Annotated in this window: 19 protein-coding genes; 13 read left to right on the top strand and 6 right to left on the bottom strand. The window is 72.2% G+C overall.

Annotated elements, in window-relative coordinates:
• Positions 1-29: 29 nt before the first annotated feature.
• The 3 genes from ACFO3J_RS15055 to deoC are packed head-to-tail and all read right to left on the bottom strand — an operon-like array spanning position 30 to position 3,468.
• A complete protein-coding gene (locus ACFO3J_RS15055; protein WP_386429892.1) occupies positions 30-920 on the bottom strand; it encodes an aldehyde dehydrogenase family protein in 891 nt (296 codons plus the stop codon).
• On the bottom strand, positions 917-2,425 hold the full coding sequence (locus tag ACFO3J_RS15050; protein ID WP_386429891.1) for an aldehyde dehydrogenase family protein: 1,509 nt from the start codon (positions 2,423-2,425) through the stop codon (positions 917-919). The genes ACFO3J_RS15055 and ACFO3J_RS15050 overlap by 4 nt, the downstream gene beginning before the upstream one ends.
• 2 nt (positions 2,426-2,427) lie before the next feature.
• Positions 2,428-3,468: a 2-deoxyribose-5-phosphate aldolase gene (gene deoC / locus ACFO3J_RS15045; protein WP_386430221.1), complete on the bottom strand. Its 1,041-nt coding sequence runs from the start codon at positions 3,466-3,468 to the stop codon at positions 2,428-2,430.
• A gap of 146 nt (positions 3,469-3,614) precedes the next feature.
• Here deoC and ACFO3J_RS15040 point away from each other — a divergent pair, with 146 nt between their 5' ends.
• The 12 genes from ACFO3J_RS15040 to ACFO3J_RS14985 all read left to right on the top strand — a co-directional run bounded on the left by ACFO3J_RS15040 (position 3,615) and on the right by ACFO3J_RS14985 (position 19,157).
• On the top strand, positions 3,615-4,313 hold the full coding sequence (locus ACFO3J_RS15040; RefSeq protein ID WP_386429890.1) for a PH domain-containing protein: 699 nt from the start codon (positions 3,615-3,617) through the stop codon (positions 4,311-4,313).
• Positions 4,314-4,661: 348 nt separating this feature from the next.
• Positions 4,662-5,054, top strand: a complete 393-nt coding sequence (locus ACFO3J_RS15035; RefSeq protein ID WP_386429889.1) for a hypothetical protein — start codon at positions 4,662-4,664, stop codon at positions 5,052-5,054.
• A gap of 137 nt (positions 5,055-5,191) precedes the next feature.
• On the top strand, positions 5,192-6,235 hold the full coding sequence (gene pstC, locus ACFO3J_RS15030; protein WP_386430220.1) for a phosphate ABC transporter permease subunit PstC: 1,044 nt from the start codon (positions 5,192-5,194) through the stop codon (positions 6,233-6,235).
• Between the two features lie 57 nt (positions 6,236-6,292).
• Positions 6,293-7,612 (top strand): phosphate ABC transporter permease PstA, encoded by a 1,320-nt coding sequence (gene pstA, locus ACFO3J_RS15025; protein WP_386429888.1) that lies wholly within the window; start codon positions 6,293-6,295, stop codon positions 7,610-7,612.
• Positions 7,613-7,626: 14 nt separating this feature from the next.
• The gene (locus ACFO3J_RS15020; protein WP_386429887.1) at positions 7,627-9,405 is read left to right on the top strand and encodes a phosphate ABC transporter substrate-binding protein PstS; all 1,779 of its coding nucleotides are present in this window, start codon (positions 7,627-7,629) and stop codon (positions 9,403-9,405) included.
• On the top strand, positions 9,392-11,995 hold the full coding sequence (locus ACFO3J_RS15015) for a hypothetical protein (protein ID WP_386429886.1): 2,604 nt from the start codon (positions 9,392-9,394) through the stop codon (positions 11,993-11,995). The genes ACFO3J_RS15020 and ACFO3J_RS15015 overlap by 14 nt, the downstream gene beginning before the upstream one ends.
• 252 nt (positions 11,996-12,247) lie before the next feature.
• The gene (locus tag ACFO3J_RS15010; RefSeq protein ID WP_386429885.1) at positions 12,248-13,336 is read left to right on the top strand and encodes a substrate-binding domain-containing protein; all 1,089 of its coding nucleotides are present in this window, start codon (positions 12,248-12,250) and stop codon (positions 13,334-13,336) included.
• A gap of 185 nt (positions 13,337-13,521) precedes the next feature.
• A complete protein-coding gene (locus ACFO3J_RS15005; RefSeq protein ID WP_386429884.1) occupies positions 13,522-14,652 on the top strand; it encodes a hypothetical protein in 1,131 nt (376 codons plus the stop codon).
• 142 nt (positions 14,653-14,794) lie between these two features.
• Positions 14,795-16,375: a hypothetical protein gene (locus ACFO3J_RS15000; RefSeq protein WP_386429883.1), complete on the top strand. Its 1,581-nt coding sequence runs from the start codon at positions 14,795-14,797 to the stop codon at positions 16,373-16,375.
• Between the two features lie 114 nt (positions 16,376-16,489).
• On the top strand, positions 16,490-17,413 hold the full coding sequence (locus ACFO3J_RS14995) for a sortase (protein ID WP_386429882.1): 924 nt from the start codon (positions 16,490-16,492) through the stop codon (positions 17,411-17,413).
• A 94-nt stretch (positions 17,414-17,507) separates the two neighbouring features.
• Positions 17,508-18,353, top strand: coding sequence for a phosphate ABC transporter ATP-binding protein (locus ACFO3J_RS14990; protein WP_386429881.1), 846 nt, complete (start codon positions 17,508-17,510; stop codon positions 18,351-18,353).
• Positions 18,354-18,365: 12 nt separating this feature from the next.
• A complete protein-coding gene (locus ACFO3J_RS14985; protein WP_386429880.1) occupies positions 18,366-19,157 on the top strand; it encodes a hypothetical protein in 792 nt (263 codons plus the stop codon).
• Between the two features lie 499 nt (positions 19,158-19,656).
• Here the strand turns inward: ACFO3J_RS14985 and ACFO3J_RS14980 are convergent, their stop codons facing one another.
• From ACFO3J_RS14980 to ACFO3J_RS14970, 3 genes are all read right to left on the bottom strand, one after another.
• A complete protein-coding gene (locus ACFO3J_RS14980; protein WP_386429879.1) occupies positions 19,657-21,342 on the bottom strand; it encodes a phospho-sugar mutase in 1,686 nt (561 codons plus the stop codon).
• Between the two features lie 27 nt (positions 21,343-21,369).
• A complete protein-coding gene (locus tag ACFO3J_RS14975; protein WP_386429878.1) occupies positions 21,370-22,185 on the bottom strand; it encodes a purine-nucleoside phosphorylase in 816 nt (271 codons plus the stop codon).
• 500 nt (positions 22,186-22,685) lie between these two features.
• Positions 22,686-23,123: a gamma-glutamylcyclotransferase gene (locus tag ACFO3J_RS14970; protein WP_386429877.1), complete on the bottom strand. Its 438-nt coding sequence runs from the start codon at positions 23,121-23,123 to the stop codon at positions 22,686-22,688.
• A 133-nt stretch (positions 23,124-23,256) separates the two neighbouring features.
• On the opposite strand from ACFO3J_RS14970, the gene ACFO3J_RS14965 reads away from it, so the two are divergent.
• On the top strand, positions 23,257-24,705 hold the full coding sequence (locus ACFO3J_RS14965) for an NAD(P)H-quinone dehydrogenase (RefSeq protein WP_386429876.1): 1,449 nt from the start codon (positions 23,257-23,259) through the stop codon (positions 24,703-24,705).
• The last annotated feature ends 229 nt before the right edge of the window (positions 24,706-24,934 follow it).

Genomic DNA, 24,934 nt, shown 5'->3' with positions numbered 1-24,934 from the left:
CTGGCAACTCCGTAACCCGTGGCTGGCCGCTACACCCCCATCGGGTGCCACACCGTCTTCGTCTCCAGCCACGCCGTCAGCCGGCCCGTGCCCGGGTCGGCGGTCCAGTCCTCGGTGGGGGAGGGGCGGCGGACGCGTTTCAGGTTGTCGGCCGCGGCCCGTTCGAGCTCGGTGGCCAGGTCGGCGGGGGCGCCGGTGAGGTCGAGGGCGTTGACGTCCTGGTGCGAGGCCAGGGGCCCGGCGAGTTCCGCGGTGCGGCCGGAGAGGATGTTGACCACGCCGGCCGGGACGTCGGAGGTGGCCAGGACCTCGCCGAGGGACAGCGCGGGGAGCGGGGCGCGCTCGGCGGCCACGACCACCGCGGTGTTGCCGGTGGCGATCACCGGGGCCAGCACCGAGACCAGCCCCAGGAACGAGGAGTCCTGCGGGGCCAGGACGGCGACGACACCGGTCGGCTCGGGCGTGGAGAGGTTGAAGTAGGGGCCGGCCACCGGGTTGGCGCCGCCGACCACCTGGGCGATCTTGTCGGTCCAGCCCGCGTACCAGACCCAGCGGTCCACCGCCGCGTCCACCACGGCAGCCGCCTTCGCCCTGGACAGCCCGTCCGCCTCCGCGACCTCGCGGGCGAACTGCTCGCGGCGCCCCTCGAGCATCTCCGCGACGCGGTAGAGCACCTGTCCCCGGTTGTACGCGGTCGCGCCCGACCAGCCGGGCACCGCCTTGCGGGCGGCGACCACGGCGTCCCGCGCGTCCTTGCGGGACGACAGCGGGGCGTTGGCCAGCCAGTCCCCGCTCCTGGAGTCCGTCACCTCGTACACCCGGCCGCTCTCGGAACGCGGGAACTTCCCCCCGACGTACAGCTTGTAGGTCTTGAACACACTCAGCCGCGCGAACTCGCCCTTGTTCTCGGAAGCCTTCATCGGTCGCGCCCGCCTTCTCCCTCGCCGCGCTCACTGCGCCCACCGCGCTCACCGCGCTCTTTCACCGGCTCGGCCGCCCCGGAGAGATACCCCTCCAGGCCGTGCCGGCCGCCCTCCCGGCCGTAACCGGACTCCTTGTAACCGCCGAACGGCGAGGTCGGGTCGAACTTGTTGAACGTATTGGCCCACACCACCCCGGCCCGCAGCTTGCTCGCCATCGACAGGATGCGCGAGCCCTTCTCCGTCCAGATGCCGGCCGACAGGCCGTACGGCGTGTTGTTGGCCTTCTCCACCGCCTCGGCCGGGGTGCGGAAGGTCAGCACCGACAGCACCGGGCCGAAGATCTCCTCGCGGGCTATCCGGTGTGCCTGGGTGACGCCGGTGAACAGGGTGGGCGGGAACCAGTAGCCGGCCGACGGCAGTTCGCACGGCGGCGCCCAGCGCTCCGCGCCCTCCTGCTCGCCCGCCTCGGCCAGCGCGGTGATCCGGGCCAGCTGCTCCGCGGAGTTGATCGCGCCGATGTCGGTGTTCTTGTCCAGCGGGTCGCCCACCCGCAGCGTGGCCATCCGGCGCTTGAGCGCGTCCAGCACCTCGTCGCGCACCGACTCCTGGACCAGCAGCCGGGAACCGGCGCAGCAGACATGGCCCTGGTTGAAGAAGATGCCGTTGACGATGCCCTCGACGGCCTGGTCGATCGGGGCGTCGTCGAAGACGATGTTCGCCGCCTTGCCGCCCAGCTCCAGGGTGACCTTCTTGGCGCTGCCCGCGACCTCGCGGGCGATGGCCCGGCCGACCTCGGTGGAACCGGTGAACGCGACCTTGTCCACGTCCGGATGGGCGACCAGGGCGGCGCCCGCGTCCCCGTAGCCGGTCAGGATGTTGACCACACCGCGCGGCAGGCCCGCCTGGCGGCAGACATCGGCGAAGAACAGCGCGGACAGCGGAGTGGTCTCGGCCGGCTTGAGCACCACCGTGTTGCCGGTGGCCAGGGCCGGCGCGATCTTCCAGGACAGCATCAGCAGCGGGAAGTTCCACGGGATGATCTGGGCCGCCACGCCCAGCGGGCGCGGATCGGGGCCGTAGCCCGCGTGCCGCAGCTTGTCCGCCCAGCCGGCGTAGTAGAAGAAGTGCGCCGCCACCAGCGGCAGATCGATGTCGCGGGTCTCGCGGATCGGCTTGCCGTTGTCCAGCGATTCCAGCACGGCCAGCTCGCGGGCCCGCTCCTGGAGGATGCGGGCGATCCGGAACAGGTATTTGCCGCGCTCGGCGCCGGGCAGCGCGGACCACTTCACGAAGGCCTTGCGGGCGGCGCCCACCGCGCGCTCCACGTCGGCCTCCCCGGCCCGGGCGACCTCGGCGAGCACCTCCTCGGTGGACGGCGAGACGGTCTTGAAGACGGTGCCGTCGGCCGCCTCGGTGAACTCGCCGTCGATGAACAGCCCGTAGGAGGGCGCGAGATCGACGATGGCGCGGGACTCGGGCGCGGGTGCGTACTCGAAGGCCATGATCAGTCCACCGTGACGTAATCGGGGCCGGAATACCGGCCGGTGCTGAGCTTCTGACGCTGCATCAGCAGATCGTTGAGCAGGCTGGAGGCCCCGAAGCGGAACCAGCCGGGGGAGAGCCAGTCGTCGCCGACCGTCTCATTGACCATCACCAGGTACTTGATCGCGTCCTTCGAGGTCCGGATGCCGCCGGCCGGCTTGACCCCCACCTGCACACCGGTCGCGTCCCGGAAGTCGCGCACCGCCTCCAGCATCAGCAAGGTGTTGGCCGGAGTGGCGTTCACCGCCACCTTGCCGGTGGAGGTCTTGATGAAGTCGGCGCCGGCCAGCATCGCCAGCCAGGAGCAGCGGCGGATGTTGTCGTACGTGGCCAGCTCGCCGTTCTCGAAGATCACCTTGAGATGGGCGCGGCCGCCTTCCCCGGACCCCGGGCCCTTGCCCTTGGCGTCCCCGGAGCCGCCCGAGGGCCGCAGGCAGGCCTCCTTGACCGCCCGGATCTCCTCGAAGACATCCATGTAGCGGCCGGACAGGAAGGCGCCGCGGTCGATGACCATGTCGATCTCGTCGGCCCCGGCGGCGACCGCGTCCGCGGTGTCCGCGAGCTTGACGCTCCGGGCCGCCCGGCCGGACGGGAAGGCGGTGGCGACGGAGGCCACCTGGACCCCGCTGCCGGCCAGCGCGTCCTTGGCGGTGGCCACCATGTCCGAGTAGACGCAGATCGCGGCGACCTGGGGCACCTCGCGGTCGGTCGGGTCGGGACGCATGCCCTTGGCGCACAGCGCGCGGACCTTGCCGGCGGTGTCGGCGCCCTCCAGCGTGGTCAGATCGATCATCGAGATGGCGAGGTCGATGGCGTAGGCCTTCGCCGTCGTCTTGATGGACCGGGTGCCGAGGCCGGCCGCCCGGGCTTCGAGCCCGACGGCGTCGACCCCGGGCAGCCCGTGCAGGAAGCGGCGCAGCGCGCTGTCGGACGCCGTGGCGTCCGCGAAGCCGGCCAGCCTGCCAGGGGCGTCGGGGGCGTATGCGGGAACAACGGAGGGCATGGTCACCACATCACCATATCTACGCGCGTAGGAGACCCGCCACCCCCTGAGGGGAGCGGCACACCCGGTCCGGGGGCGGGAAACGGGACCGGACCGCAACCGGGGCGGAGCCGGGACCGTCGGAGCTGTCAGGCAGAATCGAAGGTATGAGGAGCTTCAACCTGGAACGCCCGGGCAAGTCGGCCACCGCCGAGTCCGGTCAGCCGCGGTATGCCGACCGTGCCTACCGCTCGGCGGCCGGCGTCGGCGGCGGTGTCGTGCTGCTCGTGCTGGCCGGGTGGCTGGGCGGGGACGCCGTGATCCGCGGCACCGGGCACACACCGTGGCTGGCGCTGGCCGGCCTGCTGCTCGCCGTCCCGCTGATCATCGCCTTCACGGTGCGCCCGGTGGTGTACGCGGGGGCGGAGCGGATCCGGATCCGCAACCCGTTCCGTACCATCACGCTGCCCTGGTCGGCGGTGGACCAGGTGCGCTCCTCCTACTCCACCGAGCTGTTCTCCGGCGACCGCAAGTTCCAGCTGTGGGCGATCCCGGTGTCCGTGCGGGCCCGTAAGCGGGCCGTCCGGCAGACGTCCAGGGCCGCCCGCGCGGCGGCCGACGACCCGTTCGGCGGCGGCAGCCCGCGCGGCCGGGCGGGCCGGCCCGCCACGCTCGCCGCCGACGGCGACCCGATACGCGCGTGGGCCGACCAGGCGGTGGCCGAGTTGCGCGAGCTGGCCGACCGGCACCCGGCGGACGACGACCAGGCCCGTACCCAGCCGATCGTCCGCTGGTGCTACGAGATCATCGGCCCGGCGGCGGCCGGCGCGATCGTGCTGGTGATCCTGCTCGCCACCGGTCACTGACACCTGGTCCACCCCCGCCTCGACGCCGCCCTCCCGCCCCCTTCTCGCGCCCGCGCCCCCGGCTCGCGGTGCCGCTGACGCCTGCCCGCCGGCCCCCTCGCCGCGTCCTCACTGAGGCCCCACGGGCAACCTGGCTCCCCGTTGGACGCACTCTCATAACAACCTGTGACCGCCTGTGAACAAGGGGCAACTTCGCGGTGAAGGATGCTGTGGGCGGCCAATGAGGCAACCCTCAAGCGTCTCTTCGCTGCATACATTGCCCGTGCCGCACGATCTGCGGCACGCGTGCGGCCTCGTCCGACACGGATGACGCGACGGGGCGGGGTCAACAGGGGTGGGGATAGCTGCATGGCCGGGGTTGCGAGTGGGGGCGGCGGCGGGACGGTCGGGAGTCGATGTCAGATCGACATCTCGGAGAACGGCTGGTTCTCGTGGCGGCTCACCGCCAACAACGGCCGGGTGATCGCCCTCGGCGGGAAGGCCTATCCGGACGACAAGGCCTGTCGGGCCGCGTTCGAGGCATTGTGCGAGGGACAGGAAGGGCTGGCCGGCGGGGTCCAGCACGCGGCCGAGTCCAATGGCTGGATCTGGCGGTTACGGGACGCCGAAGGACGCGTCCAAGCCGTGTCGGCCCGCGCGTACGAACGGCATTCCACCTGCCAGGCGGCCTACGAACGGTTCCGGGTGGTGTTATCGGGGCTTCGTGGGACGCAAGCGGTTCCGTGGGGCGACGTCAGCTGATCTACCCGCGTCCGGCTGCGGGTGTGTGTGATCGCCGGATGGACAAAGGTAAACGGAAGTTGCCCCTACGGGTGCTGTTGTTCATGTTGGTGTGCCGGGACGTCCACCGCGGACCATGAGCGTGTCCTGATGTGACGATGCGAACACGGGCACGAACCGACGGGCCGGACAAGGGCGTCGACCGGTCAACGGCCGACGACCCCTCGCCCGACCGGGCGCGGCGCCTGTACAGCGACTCCGGACTGCCCGACCGGGTGTTCCGGGGCGTGGCCCGCGGTGGCGGCGGCCTGGTGCTGGTGGTGATGCTGCTGGTCGGCGGGTTCCTGCTGTACCGGGGCTGGCAGGCACTGCGCGTCGCGGGCTTCGGCTTCCTGACCACCGCCGCGTGGGACCCGGACGCCGGCCACTTCGGCATCGCGGCGGTCATCCTCGGCACCGTGCTCATCGCGGCCGTCGCCGTGGTGGTCTCGATACCGCTGGCGATCGGCACCGCGCTGTACATCTCGGAGTACTCGCCGGCCCGGCTGCGCCGCACCCTGGTCAGCGTGGTGGACCTGATGGCGGCGGTGCCGTCGGTGGTCTACGGCCTGTGGGGGCTGTTCTTCCTCCAGGGCAAGGTGATCGGCCTGGCCCGCTGGCTGTCCACCTACTTGGGCTGGTTCCCCCTGTTCAAGGTCGACGGCGCCGATCCGCACGACCCGCTGGCCACCGCCACCGTCTACACCGCCTCCACCTTCATCGCCGGCCTCGTGGTGGCGATGATGGTCACACCGATCATCGCCTCGATCATCCGTGAGGTGTTCTCGCAGGCCCCGGTCGGCGAACGCGAGGGCGCGTACGCGCTGGGCGCCACCCGCTGGGGCATGATCCGCTCGGTCGTCCTGCCGTACGGCAAGGGCGGCATGATCGGCGGCACCATGCTGGGGCTCGGCCGGGCGCTCGGCGAGACCATCGGCGTCTATCTGGTCATCTCGCCGGTCTTCGTGATCCAGCCGCACATCCTGCAGAGCGGCACCAGCTCCGTCTCCTCGCTGATCGCCCTGCGCTACGGGGAGGCCAGCAAGCTCGGCATGTCCGCGCTGATGGCGGCCGGGCTGGCGCTCTTCCTGATGACGCTGGTCGTGAACTTCGCCGCCTCCTCGATCGTCGCCCGCAGCCGTTCCGGCGCCACCGCCGAGTAAGCCGAAGCCGAGTTGCCGAGCAGCCGAGCGATCGGCGGAGCAAGGAGCCATTCCCGCATGACCACGGACGCCATAGCCGTACACCCGCCGCACGACGGTGCGGCACCGGACGCCGCCACCACGCTGCCCCGGCCCGCGCCGCGGGACACCCCCGAGCAGCGCCGCTCCACCCTGTCCCTGCGGCGCACCGACATGTTCGCGGTGCTGGGCGCCGCCGCCGCGTCGCTCTCGCTGACCTGGCTGTTCTTCGCCCGGATCGCGCCCTTCACCGGTGGCCTCGGCTTCGTGGTCTGCGCGTATCTGCTGTTCCTGGCGCTGTACGCGCTGCTGGTGTCGTTCGACGAGGACGGCCCGGCGGTCCGCGACCGGATCGCTTCGGCGGTCGTGCACAGCCTGGCGGTGCTGCTGCTGGTGGCGCTGGCCTTCGTGGTCGTCTACACGCTGTGGTCGGGCCGCAAGGCGCTGGGACACCTCAATTTCTTCACCCAGGACATGAGGAAGGCCGGGCCGCTCGACCCGCTGACCGTCGGCGGCATCCGGCACGCGGTGATCGGCACCCTGATCGAGATCTCGGTCGCGCTGGTGCTGACCGTGCCGGTGGGCCTGCTCTGCGCGGTGTTCCTCAACGACGTGCCCGGCCGCTACGCCCGCCTGGTGCGGACCGTGGTCGAGGCGATGACCGCGCTGCCCTCGATCGTGGCCGGCCTGTTCATCTACGCCACCGCGATCCTCGCGCTCGGCATCGACAAATCCGGGTTCGCCGCCTCGCTGGCGATCTCGGTGATGATGCTGCCGATCATCATCCGCGCCTCCGACGTGGTGCTCCGGCTGGTGCCGGGCACGCTGCGGGAGGCGTCGTACGCGCTGGGCTCGCCGCGCTGGCGCACCGTGTGGCACGTGGTGCTGCCCACCGCCAGGTCCGGGCTGACCACCGCGGTGATCCTGGGCACCGCCCGCGGCATCGGCGAGACCTCGCCGGTGCTGCTGACGGCCGGCTACGGCGCGGGCACCAACTACGACCCGTCGCACAACCCGATGGTGTCGCTGCCGCTGGCCGCCTTCGAGCTGGTCAAGTCCCCGCAGCCCGCGATGATCGCCCGCGGTTTCGGGGCGGCGGCGGTGCTGCTGGTGCTGGTGCTGCTGCTCTTTGTGATCGCCCGGCTGATCGGCGGGCGCGGCCCGGGCGAGCTGACCCGGCGCGGTACACACCGCAAGGTGGTCGCCTCCAACCGTGACCTGCGCCGATTCACCGAGCGGCACGCGGCCCGGGCCGCGGCCGGCCAGGACTTCGGCCCGGCGCCCGAAGCGGCGGCCCGGCCCCCCGAGTACCTCGAACACCCCGAGCAGGGACCCGAACAGGGAGTTGACGGATCGTGAGAAGGATTCGGGCGGTGGCAGCGGCCCTCGCCATGCTGCTGACCTCGCTGCTGATCGGCGGCCAGGGCCCCGCGCACGCGGACACCTACGCCAGGATCAGCGGCGCCGGTTCGACCTGGAGCCAGAACGCCATCGACCAGTGGCGCCGCAACGTCACCCAGTACGGGATGACCGTCGACTACGCCGGCACCGGCTCGTCCGACGGCCGAACGCAGTTCGCGAACGGCACGGTGGACTTCGCGGTGTCCGAGATCCCCTACGGGATGACCGAATTCGGGGTCCGTGAACCTCCGCCGCGGCGCGGCTACGCCTATATGCCGATCGTGGCCGGCGGTACGTCCTTCATGTACAACCTGAAGATCGGCAACCGCCGGGTCACCAATCTGCGGCTGGGCGGCAACACCCTCGCCAAGATCTTCACCGGGAAGATCACCCGCTGGAGCGACCCGCAGATCGCCGCCGACAACCCGGGTCTGACGCTGCCCAACCGCAAGATCATCCCGGTGGTCCGCTCCGACGGCTCGGGCACCACCGCCCAGTTCACGCTGTGGATGTCCAAGCAGCAGGGCGCCTTGTGGAGCGACTACTGCAAGCGGCTGGGCAAGCCCCTTCCCTGCGGCCTGACATCCTATTACCCGGTGATCCCCGGCTCCGGCTTCATCGCCCAGTCCGGCTCGCTCGGTGTGTCCGGCTACACCCGGCAGGACTACGCCGACGGCGCCATCACCTACGTCGAGTACTCCTACGCGGTCACCACCGGTTTCCCGGTCGCCAAGGTGCTCAACGCGGACGGCTACTACACCGAGCCGACCGCGGCCAATGTCGCGGTGTCGATGACCAAGGCGCAGATCAACCCGAACAAGAACTCCTCGCAGTACCTGACGCAGATCCTCGACAACGTCTACGCCGACCGGGACCCGCGGACGTATCCGCTGTCCAGCTACAGCTACATGATCCTGCCGACCAAGCTGGAAGCCCCGATCACCGCGGACAAGGGCAGGACGCTGGGCGCCTTCGGCTACTACTTCCTGTGCGCGGGACAGGCCGAGGCGCAGCCGCTGGGCTTCTCGCCGCTGCCGATCAACCTGGTGCAGGCCGGCTTCGAGCAGCTCCGACGTATCCCGGGCGTGCAGGTGCAGAACATCAACATCGCCGGCTGCCACAATCCGACCTTCTCCACCGACGGTGTGAACACGCTGGTCAAGAGCGCGCCCAATCCGCCGCCCTGCGACCACATGGGCGCGACCCAGTGCAGCAGCGGCACCGGCGGCGCCGTCCACCACCCGACCCCGGTGAAGCCCGCCGCCCAAGGCGGCGGCACCTCCGGCGGGACATCGGGCGGCGGCGGATCGAGCGGCGGTACGTCCGGCGGCGGCGGTACGGGGGGCACGTCCGGCGGCGGTACGAGCACGGCCGGTGGTTCCAGCGGCGGTGCCACGACCACCTCCGGCGGGACGTCCACGGCCGGTGGTTCGAGCGGCGCTGCGACGAGCACGGCCGGCGGCACGAGCACGGCCGGTGGTTCGAGCGGCACGGCCGGCACCGGCACGACCGCCGGGCCCGGCGCCGGGGTCGACCCCGACACCGGTCTGCCCAGCGGCGACGCGGGCGGCGCGGGCGGCGGCAATCAGGACATCGTCGCCTCCAGCGTGGCCGTCGGCGACGACACCTTCTGGGGCCTGCGGACCTGGCTGATGGGCCTGTCGGCGCTGATGCTGCTCGCCGTCGTCGTCGCCCCGCCCGCCATCGCCCGCCGGCTCACCAGGTCAGGGAGGCGCAATGGACGCGCGTAACGCAGCCGCACCGGGACAGGGCGGCCGTACCGCCCTGGTCCGGGCCGGCGGCCTGCTGGTCGCGGTCCTCGCCGCCGTCGGCCTGGTGCTGCTCCCGCTCCCGGCGGGCGGCCAGGCCCGCGCCGCGACGGGCACGGCGAACTCCGCAGTGACCAAATCCGGCACGAAGGGCCCGTACAACGACTTCTCGAAGCTCAAGGTGACGGTCGAGCAGACGAAGGAACTGCGCGGTCAGGGCGTCAAGGTGAGCTGGACGGGCGGAGCGCCGACGAAGCCGGGAGAGGCCGGCCTGTACGGATCCGACTTCCTGCAGTTCATGCAGTGCTGGGGGAACTCCCCGGCCGGCCCCGACCGGGACCAGTGCGTCTTCGGCCAGCCGCTGAACAGCATCGGTACCTACGCCACCCGGCGTTCGGTGGCCTACACGCCGGACACCGGCCTGGACGACCCCGCCGAGACGATCCCCGCCACCCCGGACGGGCAGACCGTGCCGTTCCGGACCGTGCAGGGAAACAGCACGGACGACCTCCAGACCTACTTCACCCAGCTCACCAGCAATGAGCAACCGGTGGCCAGGACCGGCGACGACGGCACCGGCGAAACCATCTTCCAGCTGGAATCGGCGGTGGAGGCCGGCTTCCTGGGGTGCGGCAATGTCACCAAGGCCGGTGCGCAGCCCGAGCCGTGCTGGCTCGTCGCCGTACCCCGCGGTGAGCACGAACCGAACGGCAGCGTGCCGGCCGGCGGCGTGCGGACCTCACCGCTGTCGGCGAGCAACTGGGCGCAGCGCATCACCTTCCGGCTGGACTTCAAGCCGATCGGCGCCTATTGCCCGATCGGCCAGAAGGAGCAGGCCACCATCGGGTCGGACCTGGTCAGCGAGGCGATCAGCTCCTGGCAGCCGACGCTGTGCACCGAGGACAGGACCACCTTCGGCTACGTCCTGCAGAACGAGGACTACGCGCGCACCCAGATCACCGCCCCGACCGAGGGCTCTCCCGGCCTCGCCTTCATCGAGAACCCGATCGCGCCGCAGGACGGCGGTCCACCGATCGTCCAGGCGCCGGTGGCGGTGTCCGGGCTCGTCATCGGCTTCAACGTCCAGGTCGAGAATTCATCGCGGCAGGTTCCGCGTATACGTCTCAATGCCCGTCTCGTCGCGAAGATGCTCACCGAGTCCTATCAGTGCGATCTGCCTGGGCCCAATACCCAGGTCGTCCGCGGCGCGCTGCCCAAGGAGAACGCGCAGGACATCGATCAGGATCCGGAGTTCCTCAAGCTCAATGCGGGCCTCGGATTCTATCGGCTCAGCGGGTGCAGATATGGACTCCAGGTGCCGCAGGGGCCGTCCGATTACGCCGGGGAGTTGTGGCGGTGGCTGCGCTCCGACCCCCAGGCCGAGAGTTTTCTGCAGGGAAAGCCGGACGAGTGGGGAATGAAGATCAACCCCAGCTTCCTGGCCCTGGAGCCGGCTACCACCGCGCTCACCGAATTCCCGAAACCCGATCCGACCTCGTGGACGCCGTCCGACACGAACCAGGCTCTCAAGATCACCCCCGTCGCGATGAACCCCTACGGGCAGGATCTGCACGACGACGCGTCGCGGGTCCTCAAGGCGAACAACACCGGTACGCCGGTGGTGGACACCACCGTGGTGCCGCCGAAGCTCGCCCAGAGCCCCCAGTTGCCCGGGCAGTACTTCAACCTCGGGCTGACCGACGCCGCCACCGCCGCCCGCTACCGGCTCGGCACCGCTGAACTGCTCAATTCCAGCGGCCAGTTCGTCGCTCCGACCGATGACAGCCTGACCAAGGCGGTGGCCGGGATGAGGACCGGCAAGGTGCCCGGGGTGCTGGACGCCGACCCCGGCCGGAAGACCCCCGGCGCCTACCCGCTCACCACGGTCACCTACGCCGCCGTCTCCACCGGCCTGGACAGCACCTCACGCAACGACTTCGCGACGATGATCCGCTACGCGGTCGGCCTCGGCCAGCAGTCCGGCATCGGCAACGGTCTGCTGCCCCCCGGGTACGCGCCGCTGCCCACCGCCCTGCGCGACCAGGCGCTCACCGCGGCCAGCGCGCTGGTCGCGGGGGCGCCGCCGGCCACGTCGGGGGGCACGTCCACCGGCGGCGGCACGGCGGCCTCGGGCGGGACCGGGTCCTCGGGCGGCTCCGGCTCCTCCGGCGGATCCGGCGGCATCGGCGGCGCCGGCGGCGAGCTGTCCGGCGGCGCGTCCGGCGGTGTCACGGTGGGCGGCACCTCGGCCGGCCAGGCCGGCGCCGCGTCCGGGGCGACCACCGGCGGTACGCCCTCCTCCTCGGCGAAACCGGCCGCCGCGGCGGCCGGCGGCGCCGGAGGTCCGGGTTCCTCCCCTTCCCCGGACACCCACACCATCGCGCAGACCGGCGGCACCACCCCCGGGCTCGTGCTCGGCGCCGTCCGCTGGGTGCTGCTGATCGTGCTCATCGCGGGTGTGGTCGGCTCGCTGGCCGGACCGCTGCTGATGCGTGCGGGCGCGGTCCGCGGCACCGGTACCGCGCTGATTTCCTTCGGGAGATTCGGGAGATTCGGAAAGAGGCCGGTATGAGAGCAGCGCGGGAAGATCCCGGCCGCAGCTCTTTCGGCGGACCTACGCGCCCCGTAGAAGGAAATTCGAGGCGATCCGCGAATACCTTTCGTTCACTTTACCGGGGCGTTTAATTTGGTTGCGATCCTTGCCGCCTGTGGCAGCATGTTCAAGGCCGGTCGACGGACCGGATCATTCCGGGGAGAATTCCGGAACACTCCCTGTCGCGTCACATCTGGAAATTCCATCCGCATGACTTTCGGAGGAAATACAGTGAACGTGAAATTCGCCAAGCGGGCGGCGATGGTGCTCGGCGCCGCGACCCTCGGGACCGCGCTGATCTCCGGGACGGCCCAGGCCGACCCGACCGAGTTCCGCCAGCTGAACGGCGTGGGTTCCGACACCACGCAGGACGTCCTGAACGGCATCAGCAATGACGTCTTCGACTCGGACGGCAGCCCGGCCGACCTGCTGATCGCGTCCTACGACGCGGTCAACCCGACCACCGGCGCGGCTCACGAGAACATCGTCCTGCGCTCGGGCCACCCCGCCATCCAGCGCCCCAACGGCTCCGGCGAAGGCATCGCCGCGCTGCGCAACGACGCCTTCACCACCCACGCCGGCAACATCGACTTCGCCCGCTCCTCCAGCGGTGTGACGGACTCCAGCGACGCCTCGCTGACCTGGGTCCCGTTCGCGAAGGACGCCGTGGCGCTGGCGGTCAAGAGCGGCAGCACGCTGCCCACCAACGTCACGTTCGCCGCCAGCAACTCGGACCTGAAGCGCGTCTACAACTGCAAGGACACCAGCGGCAACCCGCTGCCGGCCGGGACGTTCCCGACCATCAACGGCGTCACCGTCCACCCGCTGGTCCCGCAGTCCGGCTCCGGCACCCGCAAGTTCTGGGCCGCGCAGCTGGGCTTCAGCGCCACCGCCCTCCCGTCCTGCGTCAGCGACGTGGCCAAGGACGGCACCCCGGTGGAGGAGCACGACGGCGGCGCGCTGCAGCGCACCGTCACCGCGGACCACTCCGAGGACATCGCGCCCTTCTCGATCGCCCAGTGGATCGCCCAGTCCAACTCCACCACCACGCACGTGCGGGACCGCCGCCACGGCGTCGTGCTCCGGTCGGCCGACGGCAAGACCCCGACCACCGGTACGCCCGCCGCGCTGAACCCGCTGTTCCCGATCAACCGCGAGGTCTACAACGTCTTCGTCAGCACCCGGCTGACCGAGACCGACATCGCGAACACCTTCGTCGGCGCCTCCTCCGATGTCTGCCTGGACACCGCGACGATCACGCTCTACGGCTTCGGCGTCGACCCGAACTGCGGTCTCACCACGCTGAAGGGCAAGTCCTGACCCGCCCTTCGCGGGGACTCGCGGACTGAGGCCCCGCACCCGCACCACCACCACGGCGGATGAGCGCGTCCGCCGGGCCGGGCACCCCCACGGGTGCCCGGCCGCCCCACCCGCTCGACGTACCGCGGTACATCCGCTTCCCGCACGTTCCGCGCTTTTCACACTTCCCAAGGGAGAAAGACCTGATGAGACGAAGACTGCACGGCGTTCTGGTCGGCGCGCTGGGACTGGCCCTGGGCGCGGGCGCCCTGCTGACCGGTGCGGGCACCGCCAGCGCCGCGACGACGGTGAAGACGGCCGCCTCGGGCACCGTCACCCTCACCGCGCGCGGCAACAGCGTCACGGACGCCTCGCCGTTCAGCCAGGTTTCGGTCAGCAAGGCGTGCCCGGCGGACTACCAGGACAGCCTGACCGTGTCCCTGGTGGTGCCGGACGGCCGTGAGTCGATCCTCGTGTCCAACCTCACGACCGGCGCCCCCTACAGCGCCGCCCCGATCACCGCACCGGTGCCGGCCGCCTCGGGCAACGGCACCGTCATCCGCTCGATCGCGACCGCCTTCGCGGTCACGCACGTCCCGCTCGCCGACGGCACGTACCCGATCCACGTGACCTGCGCCAACGCGGACAAGGCCGACTTCCCCGAGCACCCCACGTCCACCGGCTTCATCAGCGTGACCGGCAGCACCTGGCAGGTCTCCGGCCTCCCCGCGCCGGCCGCCACCAAGATCAGGCTCACTCCGAGCCCCGCCCGCCACGTCCAGGTCGGCCAGCCCTTCACCCTCACCGCGACCGTGACCCGGGGTGTGCCCGGTGTGGTGAAGTTCGCCGCGGACAACGGCATCAACCCGATCGGTGACCCCGTCCCGGTCGTGAACGGCTCCGCCAGCGTGCAGCCGCCGGCCAACACCGTCCCGTCGGTGCGCAACTACATCGCGATCTTCGTGCCCGCCGACCAGCTCGGTCACGCGCAGGCCTACGGCACGCTCGACTACAGCTTCGTCCAGGCTCCGTCGATCACGCTGACCGACGCCGCCGGAAACGCGCTGGGGGCCGACCCGCAGCTGACCGCCGGACAGCAGATCACCGTCTCCGCGACGGGCTTCAAGCCCAGCGCCGGCGAGAAGGTCGACGTGGCGGCCACCAACGTGTACAGCATCCTCCCCGCCCTCTTCCCGTCGACGACCTCGGACGCGGCCGGCTCGGTGACCAACTACACCCTCACCGTCCCCAGGTTCATCTCCGACGGCTCGCACCAGCTCGTCCTGCTCGGCGAGAGCAGCTTGATCTACATCACCTTCGACTTCACCACGAAGTAGCCGTGCCGGTCCGGCGGACAACCCGCTGACCAGCACGCACGAAGCGCGCCCTGCCACTCATCAGGTGGCAGGGCCGCACGCGTACCACGCGGCGCCCGTACCGGCCGTACCACCGACCGTATCCCCGAGGGGACGAGGAGACATGAAACGTAGAATGCACGCCGCGCTGCTGAGCGTGCTGGCACTGATCCTGGGCGCGGGTGCCCTGGTGCTCACCACCGCGGGGACGGCGAGCGCGGATCTCGCCGGCGATGTGACCCTGACGCCCACCAGCGGCACGACCACCGACCTGCCGGCCTTCTCGCACCTGTCGGTGTCGGCCCCCTGCCCGGCGCCCTACCAGGACACGCTGGACGTCCTGGTGACCCTGCCGAACAACACCGACGGGGCGGTCGCCCTGCACCTGGCGAGCGGAGCACCGTACAGCGGTACGCCGATCACCGCCGACGTACCCGCCGCGTCCGGCGGCGGCATCGTGGTCCGGTCGATCGCCACCGCCTTCCAGATCGGGCACCAGACGATCGTCGACGGCACCTACCCGGTGCACGTGGTGTGCCGTTCCAACGACGCGGCCAACACCGACCGGCCCACCTTCACCACCTTCATCGAGATCACCGGCAGCAACTGGGCGGTGAAGGCGGTCACCCCGCCGACGGCGACCACGGTCACCCTCGACGCGGCCCCGGTCGGACACTCCGTCGTGGGCCAGGACGTCACCCTGACGGCCAAGATCGACCCGGACACCGCGGTCGGGACGGTGGACTTCATCCGGGACGGCACCACCACCGTCAGTTCCGGCACGGTCTCCGGCGGGACGGCCACCGCGACGATCACCGGGGTCACCGACCCGAGCGTGTACAACTACACCGCCCGGTTCGTCCCCACCGACCCGCTCTCGTTCGGGCCGAGCGACGCCTCGATCACCTACGACTTCGTCGCGGAGCCCACGCTCACCGTGCTCGACGACTCGGGCAACATCCTGGACGGCACCCCCGTCCTCGACGCGGGCCAGAAGATCAACCTGACCGCCGAGGGCTTCCTGCCCGCGCCGACCGGGTCGGCCACACCGGGCGAGTCGGTCGCCGTCACGCTCGACGACGGCACGGCGGCCCTCCCGGACGCGACCCCCGACACGGCCGGCAAGGTCAACAACTACCTGGTGACCCTGCCCGCCGACATCGCGGACGGTGACCACGCCATCGTGCTCAAGGGCGCCACCAGCGCCATCGAGCAGTCCTTCCCCTTCACCACCGGCACGTCCGACGGCACGACCGCCGGTACGACGACGGGGACGACGACCGGTACGACGACGGGGACGACCAACGGGACGACGGCGGGCACGACTGCTGGCACGACCTCGGGCACGGACGACGGCGGCACCACGGCCGGCACCGACGACGGTGGGACCAGCGCCGGCACGACGGACGGCGGGACGACCGCCGGTACGACGGACGGTGGCACGACCGGCGGGATCACCGGCGGTTCCGGCGGTTCCGGCGGTGACCTCAGCGGCGGCACCTCCGGTGACCTCGGCGGCGGTTCCACCTCCGGCTCCGGCGGTACGACCGGCGGCGGCCAGGGTCCGCTGGCGGCCACCGGCGCCGACGGAATCATCCCGCTCAGCCTGCTCGCCCTGCTGCTCGCCGCGGGCGGCGGCTACGCGGTCTACCGGGTGCGCCGCGACGGCAAACTGCTCACCTTCGGCCCCACCCCGCGCGACTGACCCTCGCGCACCCCGCCGGGGGCGGCCGGTCCCGCACACCGCCCGCTCCCGGCGCAGCACCCGCCCGACCCCCGCCGCAGCCCACCCGTACCGCAGCACCGAAGGAGCGCACCCGTGGCCGTCCTGTCACCACCCCACGAGGCCGCCGAAGACCCGGGGAAGGCCCCGCCGCCACCGCGGCCGCCGGCCGGCCACCGGACCGACCCGCGGTTCGCCGTACCCGGCGCGGCGCTGACGCTGCTGGCCGTGCTGCTGCTCGGGTTCGTCGTCAACCTCACCGTGCTCGGCCATGTCGAGCACGCCCGCGCCCAGCAGAACGGCTACGCCACGCTGCGCGCCGAACTCGCCCTCGGCACCGCGCCGGTGGGCCGGCTGGACGACAACGGCAAGCCGGTGCCGACGGGTGACCCGGTGGCGATCCTGCACATCGGCCGGATCGGCCTGCGCGAAGTCGTCTTCCAGGGCACCTCCTCCGGGGTGCTCACCTCCGGCCCCGGGCACCGCAGGGACACACCGCTGCCCGGCCAGCCCGGCACCAGCATCGTCATGGGCCGCCAGTGGGGCTACGGCAGTCCGTTCAACCACCTCCACGAACTGCGGGCCGGCGATCGGATCACCGTCACCACCGGCCAGGGCCAGCAGCAGTACCGGGTCACCGGTCTGCGCCGGGCCGGCGATCCCGCGCCTGTCCAACCCGGCGCCGGGCAGGGCCGGCTGGTGCTGATGACCGCGACCGGCGGCCTCTACACCCCGCACGGTGTGCTGCGGGTCGACGCGGAACTGGTCAGCGCGGCGCAGCCCGGACCGCCGGCGGGCGGCGGCATCGACGCGGCCGAACAGCCGCTGGCCGGCGACCAGTCGGCCTGGCTGCCGGTGCTGCTCTGGCTCCAGGCGCTGCTGGTGGTGACCATCGCCGCCACCTGGATCTACCGCCGCTGGGGCCGCTGGCAGACCTGGATCTGCGGGCTGCCGGTGCTCACCGCGATCGTCGTGGGGCTGTCCGGCGCGGCCACCGAACTGCTGCCCAACCTGCTCTGACCACGGACCCGTTCGGGTCCGCCCGGGCCCTTACCCGCTCCGACCCGCTCCGACCGCTCCGACCCGCTTTCGCTCCGAGGGGAAACGCCACCCGATGTCAGCCACCGACGAGACCGTCACGCTGCCGCCCGTCCCGGCCGAGCCGTCGGCCGCGGCGCCTTCGCGCTCCGCCACGCTCGACGCCCGCGAGATCTCCGCCTGGTTCGGCGACCACAAGGTCCTGGACCGGGTCTCGCTCACCATGCCCGCGCAGCGCGTCACCGCGCTCATCGGCCCGTCCGGCTGCGGCAAGTCCACCTTCCTGCGCATCCTCAACCGGATGCACGAGCTGATCTCCTCCGCCTCGCTGGCCGGTGAGGTGCTGCTCGACGGCGAGGACATCTACGACCGCGGCCGGCGAATCACCCATGCCCGCCGCGAGATCGGCATGGTCTTCCAGAAGCCCAACCCCTTCCCGGCGATGAGCATTTACGACAACGTGCTGGCCGGACTCAAGATGAACGGCGTCAAGGCGAACCGCGGCGAGCGCGACGACCTGGTCGAAGAGTGCCTGAGCAAGGCGGGCCTGTGGCGTGAGGTCCAGGACCGGCTGCGGCAGCCCGGCGGGGCGCTGTCCGGCGGTCAGCAGCAACGCCTGTGCATCGCGCGGTCGTTGGCGGTCAGGCCGAGGGTGCTGCTGATGGACGAGCCGTGCTCGGCCCTCGACCCGACCTCGACCCGCCGGATCGAGCAGACCATCGGGGAGCTGTCGGACGAGGTGACCATCGTCATCGTCACGCACAACATGCAGCAGGCGGCCCGGGTTTCGCACTCCTGCGCCTTCTTCCTGGCGGAACAGGGCGCGCCCGGCGTCATCGTGGAGCACGGGCCCACCGAGGAGATGTTCAACCGCCCCCAGGACCGGCGCACTTCGGACTACGTCAACGGCCGGTTCGGTTAGGGGGACGCGGGGATGCGTCCCACCGCGCGCCATCTGACGCGGGCACTGCCCGCGCTCGTCCTGACCGCCGCCGCGCTCGCCGCCTGCGGTCGCCCCGCCGCGCCCGAGGCGGCCGGCACCGCGCCCCGCGCGGCGGCGCCCGGGCCCACCGCGGCGGCTCCGGCCGTACGGCCGGCCCGGACCGTACGCCCGACCGCGAGCCCGAGCGCGCGGCCGACCCCGGGGCCGGCCTCGCCCGGCGCCGGGCCGGTCATCCCGCCGGCGGCCCGGAGCGCGATCCGGCCCGCCGCCTCACGCACGGGACCGGCGAAACGCACGCCGACCGCTCCGCCCACGACCACCGCGGCCCGAGCCCCCGCCCCCTCCTTCGCCCCGCCGCGCCCGCCCGCGCCCTCTCCCAGCAACCCCGGACTGGCCCGCACCGGCAAGCCCGCGACCGGCATGGTGCTGCACATCGGCGACTGGTCGCGCCCGGTGGTGCGCGGCGGCCAGGACACCGTCGACCGCTGCGTGGCGGCCGTCCTCTTCTACGGCCCCGACCCCATCGCGGCCGACGGCTACAAGATGCGGACCTCGGTCGTCGTCGGCCACGACTACTGCGGCTACGCCGAACTCGCCCCGCTCCCGCCCGGCACCCATGTCACCCTCGACACCCCGGCCGGGATCCTCTCGTACCACGTCTACGCCAACTACATCGAGCCCGGCCAGGGCGGCCCCGACAACGGCCTGTACTGGGGCGACCTGACCCTGCAGACCTGCGTGGGCCCGGACACCGGCTTCAGCTACCTGACCCTGGACCGCTGAGGGCCGCTTCGAGCGGACCGCGACCGGGAGCGCGCCCGCGCCGGGCGCGGAGGGCGCCGGAGAGGGGGCTGACGCCGGGCCTCGCTGCGGCTGTCCGGGGCGGTGCGCGCCGCAGGGCGGCGGGGGTGTCGGCGGCCGTGCGGAGCGCACGATGTGCTGAGGCCGGAGGCCGCCCGGCGCCGGGCGTTGCTGGCACCTGCCTGCGGCGGCGGGGTCAGTCCGCCCGCTGGCTGCCGGCCGGCGTGCGCAGCGTGCGGTGGGTTGTGCCGGGCCCTGGCGTGGAGTCCGGAAGGCGCCGGGGCCCGGCGGAGTCCAATGACCTGCCGGCCGCCGCGCCTCGCGCGCGACGCTCTGTGCCGGGCCAGCCGGGCGCCCGCGCGGACGACCCCGCAGGCCCAGCCGCCCCCGGCAGCGCCGGGCGGGGGTCCGTCGCACCGGAGGGCCGGCAGCCGCACGCGGGGCTCTGTGCCTCGGCCCCGCCGACGGCGCCCGCGGGAGGTCAGATGCCCGCCGCCGCGGCGACGTCCGCCTTCAGTTCGGCCAGGACCTTGGCCGCCGTGTCGCGGGCCGCGGGCAGCGCGGCGGCGGAATCGACCGGGAGGACGACTTCGAGATAGCACTTGAGTTTCGGCTCGGTGCCGCTCGGGCGGACGACGACGCGGGCGGAGCCGACGCCGCGGGCCTCGTCGCCGGACAGGCGGTAGCGCAGGCCGTCGGTCGGGGGGAGGGCGGGGGAGCCGGCCGCGAGCTCCTCCGCGGTGGTGACGGCCAGGCCGGCCAGGGCGGTGGGCGGGTGCTCGCGCAGCCGGGCCATGGCCGCGCCGATCAGGGAGAGGTCGGCCACCCGGGCGGACAACTGGTCGGTGGCGTGCAAGCCGTGCGTCAGGGAGATCTCGTCCAGCAGGTCGCCCAGCGCGCGGCCTTGCGCCTTGAGGCCGGCCGCGAGTTCGGCCACCAGCAGGGCCGCGGTGATGCCGTCCTTGTCGCGCACGCCGGCCGGGTCGACGCAGTAGCCGAGCGCCTCCTCGTAGCCGTAGCGCAGCCCCGGCACCCGGGCGATCCACTTGAAGCCGGTCAGGGTGTCCTCGTAGGCGATCCCGGCCCGCGCGGCGAGCTTCGAGAGCAGCGAGGACGAGACGATGCTCGCGGCGAAGACGTCCTGCCCGGCTTCGGCGGCGCCGGTACGGACCAGGTGGGCGGCCAGCAGCGCGCCGAGTTCGTCGCCGCGCAGCATCCGCCACCCGGAGGCGGCGGCCGGATCGGGTACGGCCACGGCGCAGCGGTCGGCGTCCGGGTCGTTGGCGATCACGATGTCCGGGCGCGCCTCCCGGGCCGTGGCGAAGGCCAGGTCCATCGCCCCCGGCTCCTCCGGGTTGGGGAAGGCGACGGTCGGGAAGTCCGGGTCGGGCGCGGCCTGTTCGGCCACCGGGACGGGCACGGCGAAACCGGCCCGCGCGAAGGCCGCGTTCAGCGTCTCCAGGCCCACCCCGTGCATCGGGGTGTAGACCACCGACAACTCCCGTGCGCCGCCCGGCTGTACGACCCCGGCCGCGCGCGCCAGATACGCCTCCAGTACGTCCTCGCCGAGCAACTCCCAGCCCGCCTCGGCCAACGGGACCCCGGCCAGCGGGCCGACCGCCGCGATCTCGGCGGCGATCTCGGCGTCGGCGGGCGGCACGATCTGGGAGCCGTCGCCCAGATAGACCTTGTAGCCGTTGTCCTGCGGCGGGTTGTGGCTCGCGGTCACCATCACACCGGCGGCGGCGCCCAAGTGCCGGATGGCGTAGGCCAGTACGGGAGTGGGCAGCGGACGCGGCAGCAGCGCGGCGCGCAGCCCCGCGCCGACCATGACGGCCGCGGTGTCCCGGGCGAAGTCGTACGACTTGTGGCGCGCGTCGTAGCCGATGACCACCAAGCCGCCCTGCCGCGCCCGCAGATATCCGGCCAGGCCGGCCGCGGCCCGCATCACCACGACGCGGTTCATCCGCAGCGGCCCGCCGCCCAGCTCACCGCGCAGCCCGGCGGTGCCGAACTCCAGGGTGCCGCCGAAGCGTTCGGCGAGGTCCGCGAGCGCCTCGGGGGCGCCCGCGTCCGCCGCCCGCAGCAGCGCTTCGAGTTGCCCGCGTGTCTCCGGGTCGGGGTCCTCGGCGATCCACGCGCGGACCTGGGCGAGTACGTCGGCCATCGGTTTCCTCCAACTGCCTGCAGCTGCCTACAGCCGGCCCAGCACCTGGGCCAGCAGCGTCCCCATCCGGGCGGCCGACTCCCGTCCGGCCTCCAGGACTTCCTCGTGGTTGAGCGGCTCGCCGGTCATCCCGGCGGCCAGATTCGTGACCAGGGAGATGCCCAGCACCTCCGCGCCGGCCTCGCGGGCGGCGATCGCCTCCAACGCGGTGGACATGCCCACCAGGTCCCCGCCTATCGCCCGGACCATGCCGATCTCGGCGGGCGTCTCGTAGTGCGGGCCGGGGAGCTGTACGTAGACGCCCTCCTCCAGGGAGGGGTCCACCTCGCGGCACAGGGCGCGCAGCCGCGGTGAGTACAGGTCGGTGAGGTCGACGAAGTTCGCGCCGACGATGGGTGAGGTCGCGGTCATATTGATGTGGTCGCTGATCAGTACGGGCTGGCCGGGGCGGAAGCCGGCGTGCAGGCCGCCGCAGCCGTTGGTCAGCACGACGGTCTTGCAGCCCCCGGCGATGGCGGTCCGCACTCCGTGCACGACGGTGGCGACGCCCCGGCCCTCGTAGAGATGGGTGCGCCCGAGGAACACCAGCGCCCGGATCGCGCCGATCCGTACCGACCGCACCCGGCCGGCGTGACCCTCTACCGCGGGGGCCGGGAATCCCGGCAGATCGGTCACCGCGAACTCATGGTCAGCGGCGCCCAGACCATCGGCGGCGGGCACCCAGCCCGAGCCCATCACCAGGGCGACGTCATGGGTATCGGCGCCGGTCAGCTCGCGCAGGCGGGCGGCGGCGGCGTCGGCCGCGGCGTAGGGATCGGAGTTCACGGAAGCGTTCACGCGCACGAGGGTAACCTGTCACGTCCTACGCGCGTAGACGGCGCGGTCGCCTCCGCCGGCAAGGCGCAGCCGCCCCCCGCCCGCGCAGTTCCCCGCGCCCCTTCGGGATCGTGTCCTGCCCCTTCCGGTCCGTGCCCGTCCGCGCGTGCGTGGTGGGCTGGCCGCGCAGTTCCCCGCGCCCCTTCGGGGTCGTGTCCTGCCCCTTTCGGTCCGTGCCCGTCCGCGCGTGCGTGGTGGGCTGGCCGCGCAGTTCCCCGCGCCCCTTCGGGGCCCGTACCTCTCCCGCCCGGCGAGGTGCGCCCCGATAGGGGCGCGGGGAACTGCGCGAGAAGCCCCACCGGCCGGTGGTCGGGGATCGAGGCGGGGTACTACGGCGGGTCCGGAGCCCCGCAGGGCCCCGCGGGGAACTGCGCGGGAAGCCCCACCGGCCGGTGGCCGGGGATCGAGGCGGGGAACTACGGCGGGTCCGAGGCCCCCGCTGAGCCCCCGGCAGGGCCCGGCAGGGACTAGCAGGGCCGCTTGCGGAGCTCCATGACGTAGTCGTACGGCGCCCCCGCCGACTCCGCGGCGTCAGCCAACTCCCCCAGGTAGCGCGCCGAAGGCAACCCACCCTCGTAGTCGTTGAGGACGAAGAGCCACGCGGCGGCGTCCCCCTCCAGCGTCTGGACGCGGACCGTGGTGCGGCGGTAGATGCCCAGCGGGACCCCCTCCCACCGGTCCATGGACTCCTCGTCGACCGGGGCGACATCGTAGAGGCCGACGAAGACCTGGCTGGCGGGCGACTCGACCACGGTGGCCAGCGCACCCTCCCAGCCCATCTGCTCGCCCCCGAAGGTCAGCCGCCACCCGTCGAGCCACCCGGTGCCGCGCAGCGGGGAGTGCGGGGCGCGGCGCGTCATCAGCCGCGCGTCGAGGTTGCTTCCGTAGGCGGCGTAGAGCGACATGGAAATGAGGGTACGGGAGCGGGATGCGCCCGGCGTAAGGAGCGGGTCCGTGCCCCCGGACGAGTCGGAGCATACGGCCCCGCCCGGGCCGAAGCCGCCCCCCTGGCGGGACATGCTTGGCGCGTGCGGGACAATGGGGTACGTGACTCGGATCGTGATCATTGGTGGCGGACCCGGCGGCTACGAGGCCGCGCTCGTCGCGGCGCAGCTCGGCGCCGAGGTGACCGTCGTGGACCGCGACGGCCTGGGCGGCGCGTCGGTGCTGACCGACTGCGTGCCGTCCAAGACGCTGATCGCCACCGCCGAGGTGATGACGACCTTCGACTCCTCCTACGAGGAGCTGGGCATCATCGTGGCCGACGACACACCGCCGCTGGAGCGCTCCGCCCGGGTGGTCGGCGTCGACCTCGGCAAGGTGAACCGCCGGGTCAAGCGCCTGGCGCTGGCCCAGTCGCACGACATCGCCGCCTCCGTGACCCGGGCCGGCGCCAAGGTCATACGCGGCCACGGCCGCCTCAGCGGCCCGCAGACCACCGACGGCACCCGCACCGTGCTGGTCGAGGGCACCGACGGCACGGTCGAGGAGCTGACCGCCGACGCCGTCCTGGTGGCCACCGGCGGCCGCCCGCGCGAGCTGGAGGACGCCCGGCCCGACGGCGAGCGCATCCTCACCTGGACACAGGTCTACGACCTGGACGAGCTGCCCGAGGAACTCATCGTGGTGGGCTCCGGTGTCACCGGCGCCGAGTTCGCCGGGGCCTACCAGGCGCTCGGCTCCACCGTGACATTGGTCTCATCGCGCGACCGGGTGCTGCCCGGCGAGGACCCGGACGCCGCCGCCGTGCTGGAGGACGTCTTCCGCCGCCGCGGCATGAACGTGATGGCCCGCTCCCGCGCCCAGTCCGTCAAGCGGGTCGGCGACCGGGTGGAGGTCGCCCTCGCCGACGGCCGGGTGATCAGCGGCACGCACTGCCTGATGGCGGTCGGCGCCATCCCGAACAGCACCGGCATGGGTCTGGAGGAGGCCGGCGTGAAGCTGACCGAGTCCGGGCACATCTGGACCGACAAGGTCTCCCGTACCAGCGCCCCCGGCGTCTACGCGGCCGGCGACGTCACCGGTGTCTTCGCGCTCGCCTCGGTCGCCGCCATGCAGGGCCGGATCGCGATGTACCACTTCCTGGGCGACGCGGTCGGCCCGCTCAACCTCAAGACCGTCTCGTCCAACGTCTTCACCGACCCGGAGATCGCCACCGTCGGCTACACCCAGGCCGACGTGGACAGCAAGCGGATCGAGGCGAATGTCGTCAAGCTGCCGCTGCTGCGCAACCCGCGGGCCAAGATGCAGGGCATCAGGGACGGCTTCGTGAAGCTCTTCTGCCGCCCGGGCACCGGCATCGTGGTCGGCGGCGTGATCGTCGCGCCCAAGGCGAGCGAGCTGATCCACCCGATCTCCATCGCGGTCGACAACAGCCTGACGGTGGAGCAGATCGCCAACGCCTTCACCGTCTATCCGTCGCTGTCCGGTTCGGTCGCCGAAGTGGCACGGCAGCTGTACAACCGCAAGAGCGCCGACGGCAGCTGAGCGTCACCGCACCCGAATCCCGCGCATCTCCCCTGCGTCCGGGGCGTTTTCGCGTCTCTCCCCGGCCGCCGCCGAATCCGTCCCGCGGCACTTCAAACACTTTCGGCGTGCGAACGCACGGTCGGGGCATAGCACTTCCTGGTCTGTTTGACGTGCTACTTCCGTCATCCGGTGCAAAACGCTGAAACCAGACGGTCGTTGGGGTTACTGTCGGTTTCGTGTTCGCTGC

Origin of the sequence: Streptomyces polygonati, assembly GCF_042650325.1 — a bacterium.
Taxonomy (GTDB): Bacteria; Actinomycetota; Actinomycetes; order Streptomycetales; family Streptomycetaceae; genus Actinacidiphila; species Actinacidiphila polygonati.
This window is presented reverse-complemented; position numbering and strand designations above follow the sequence as displayed.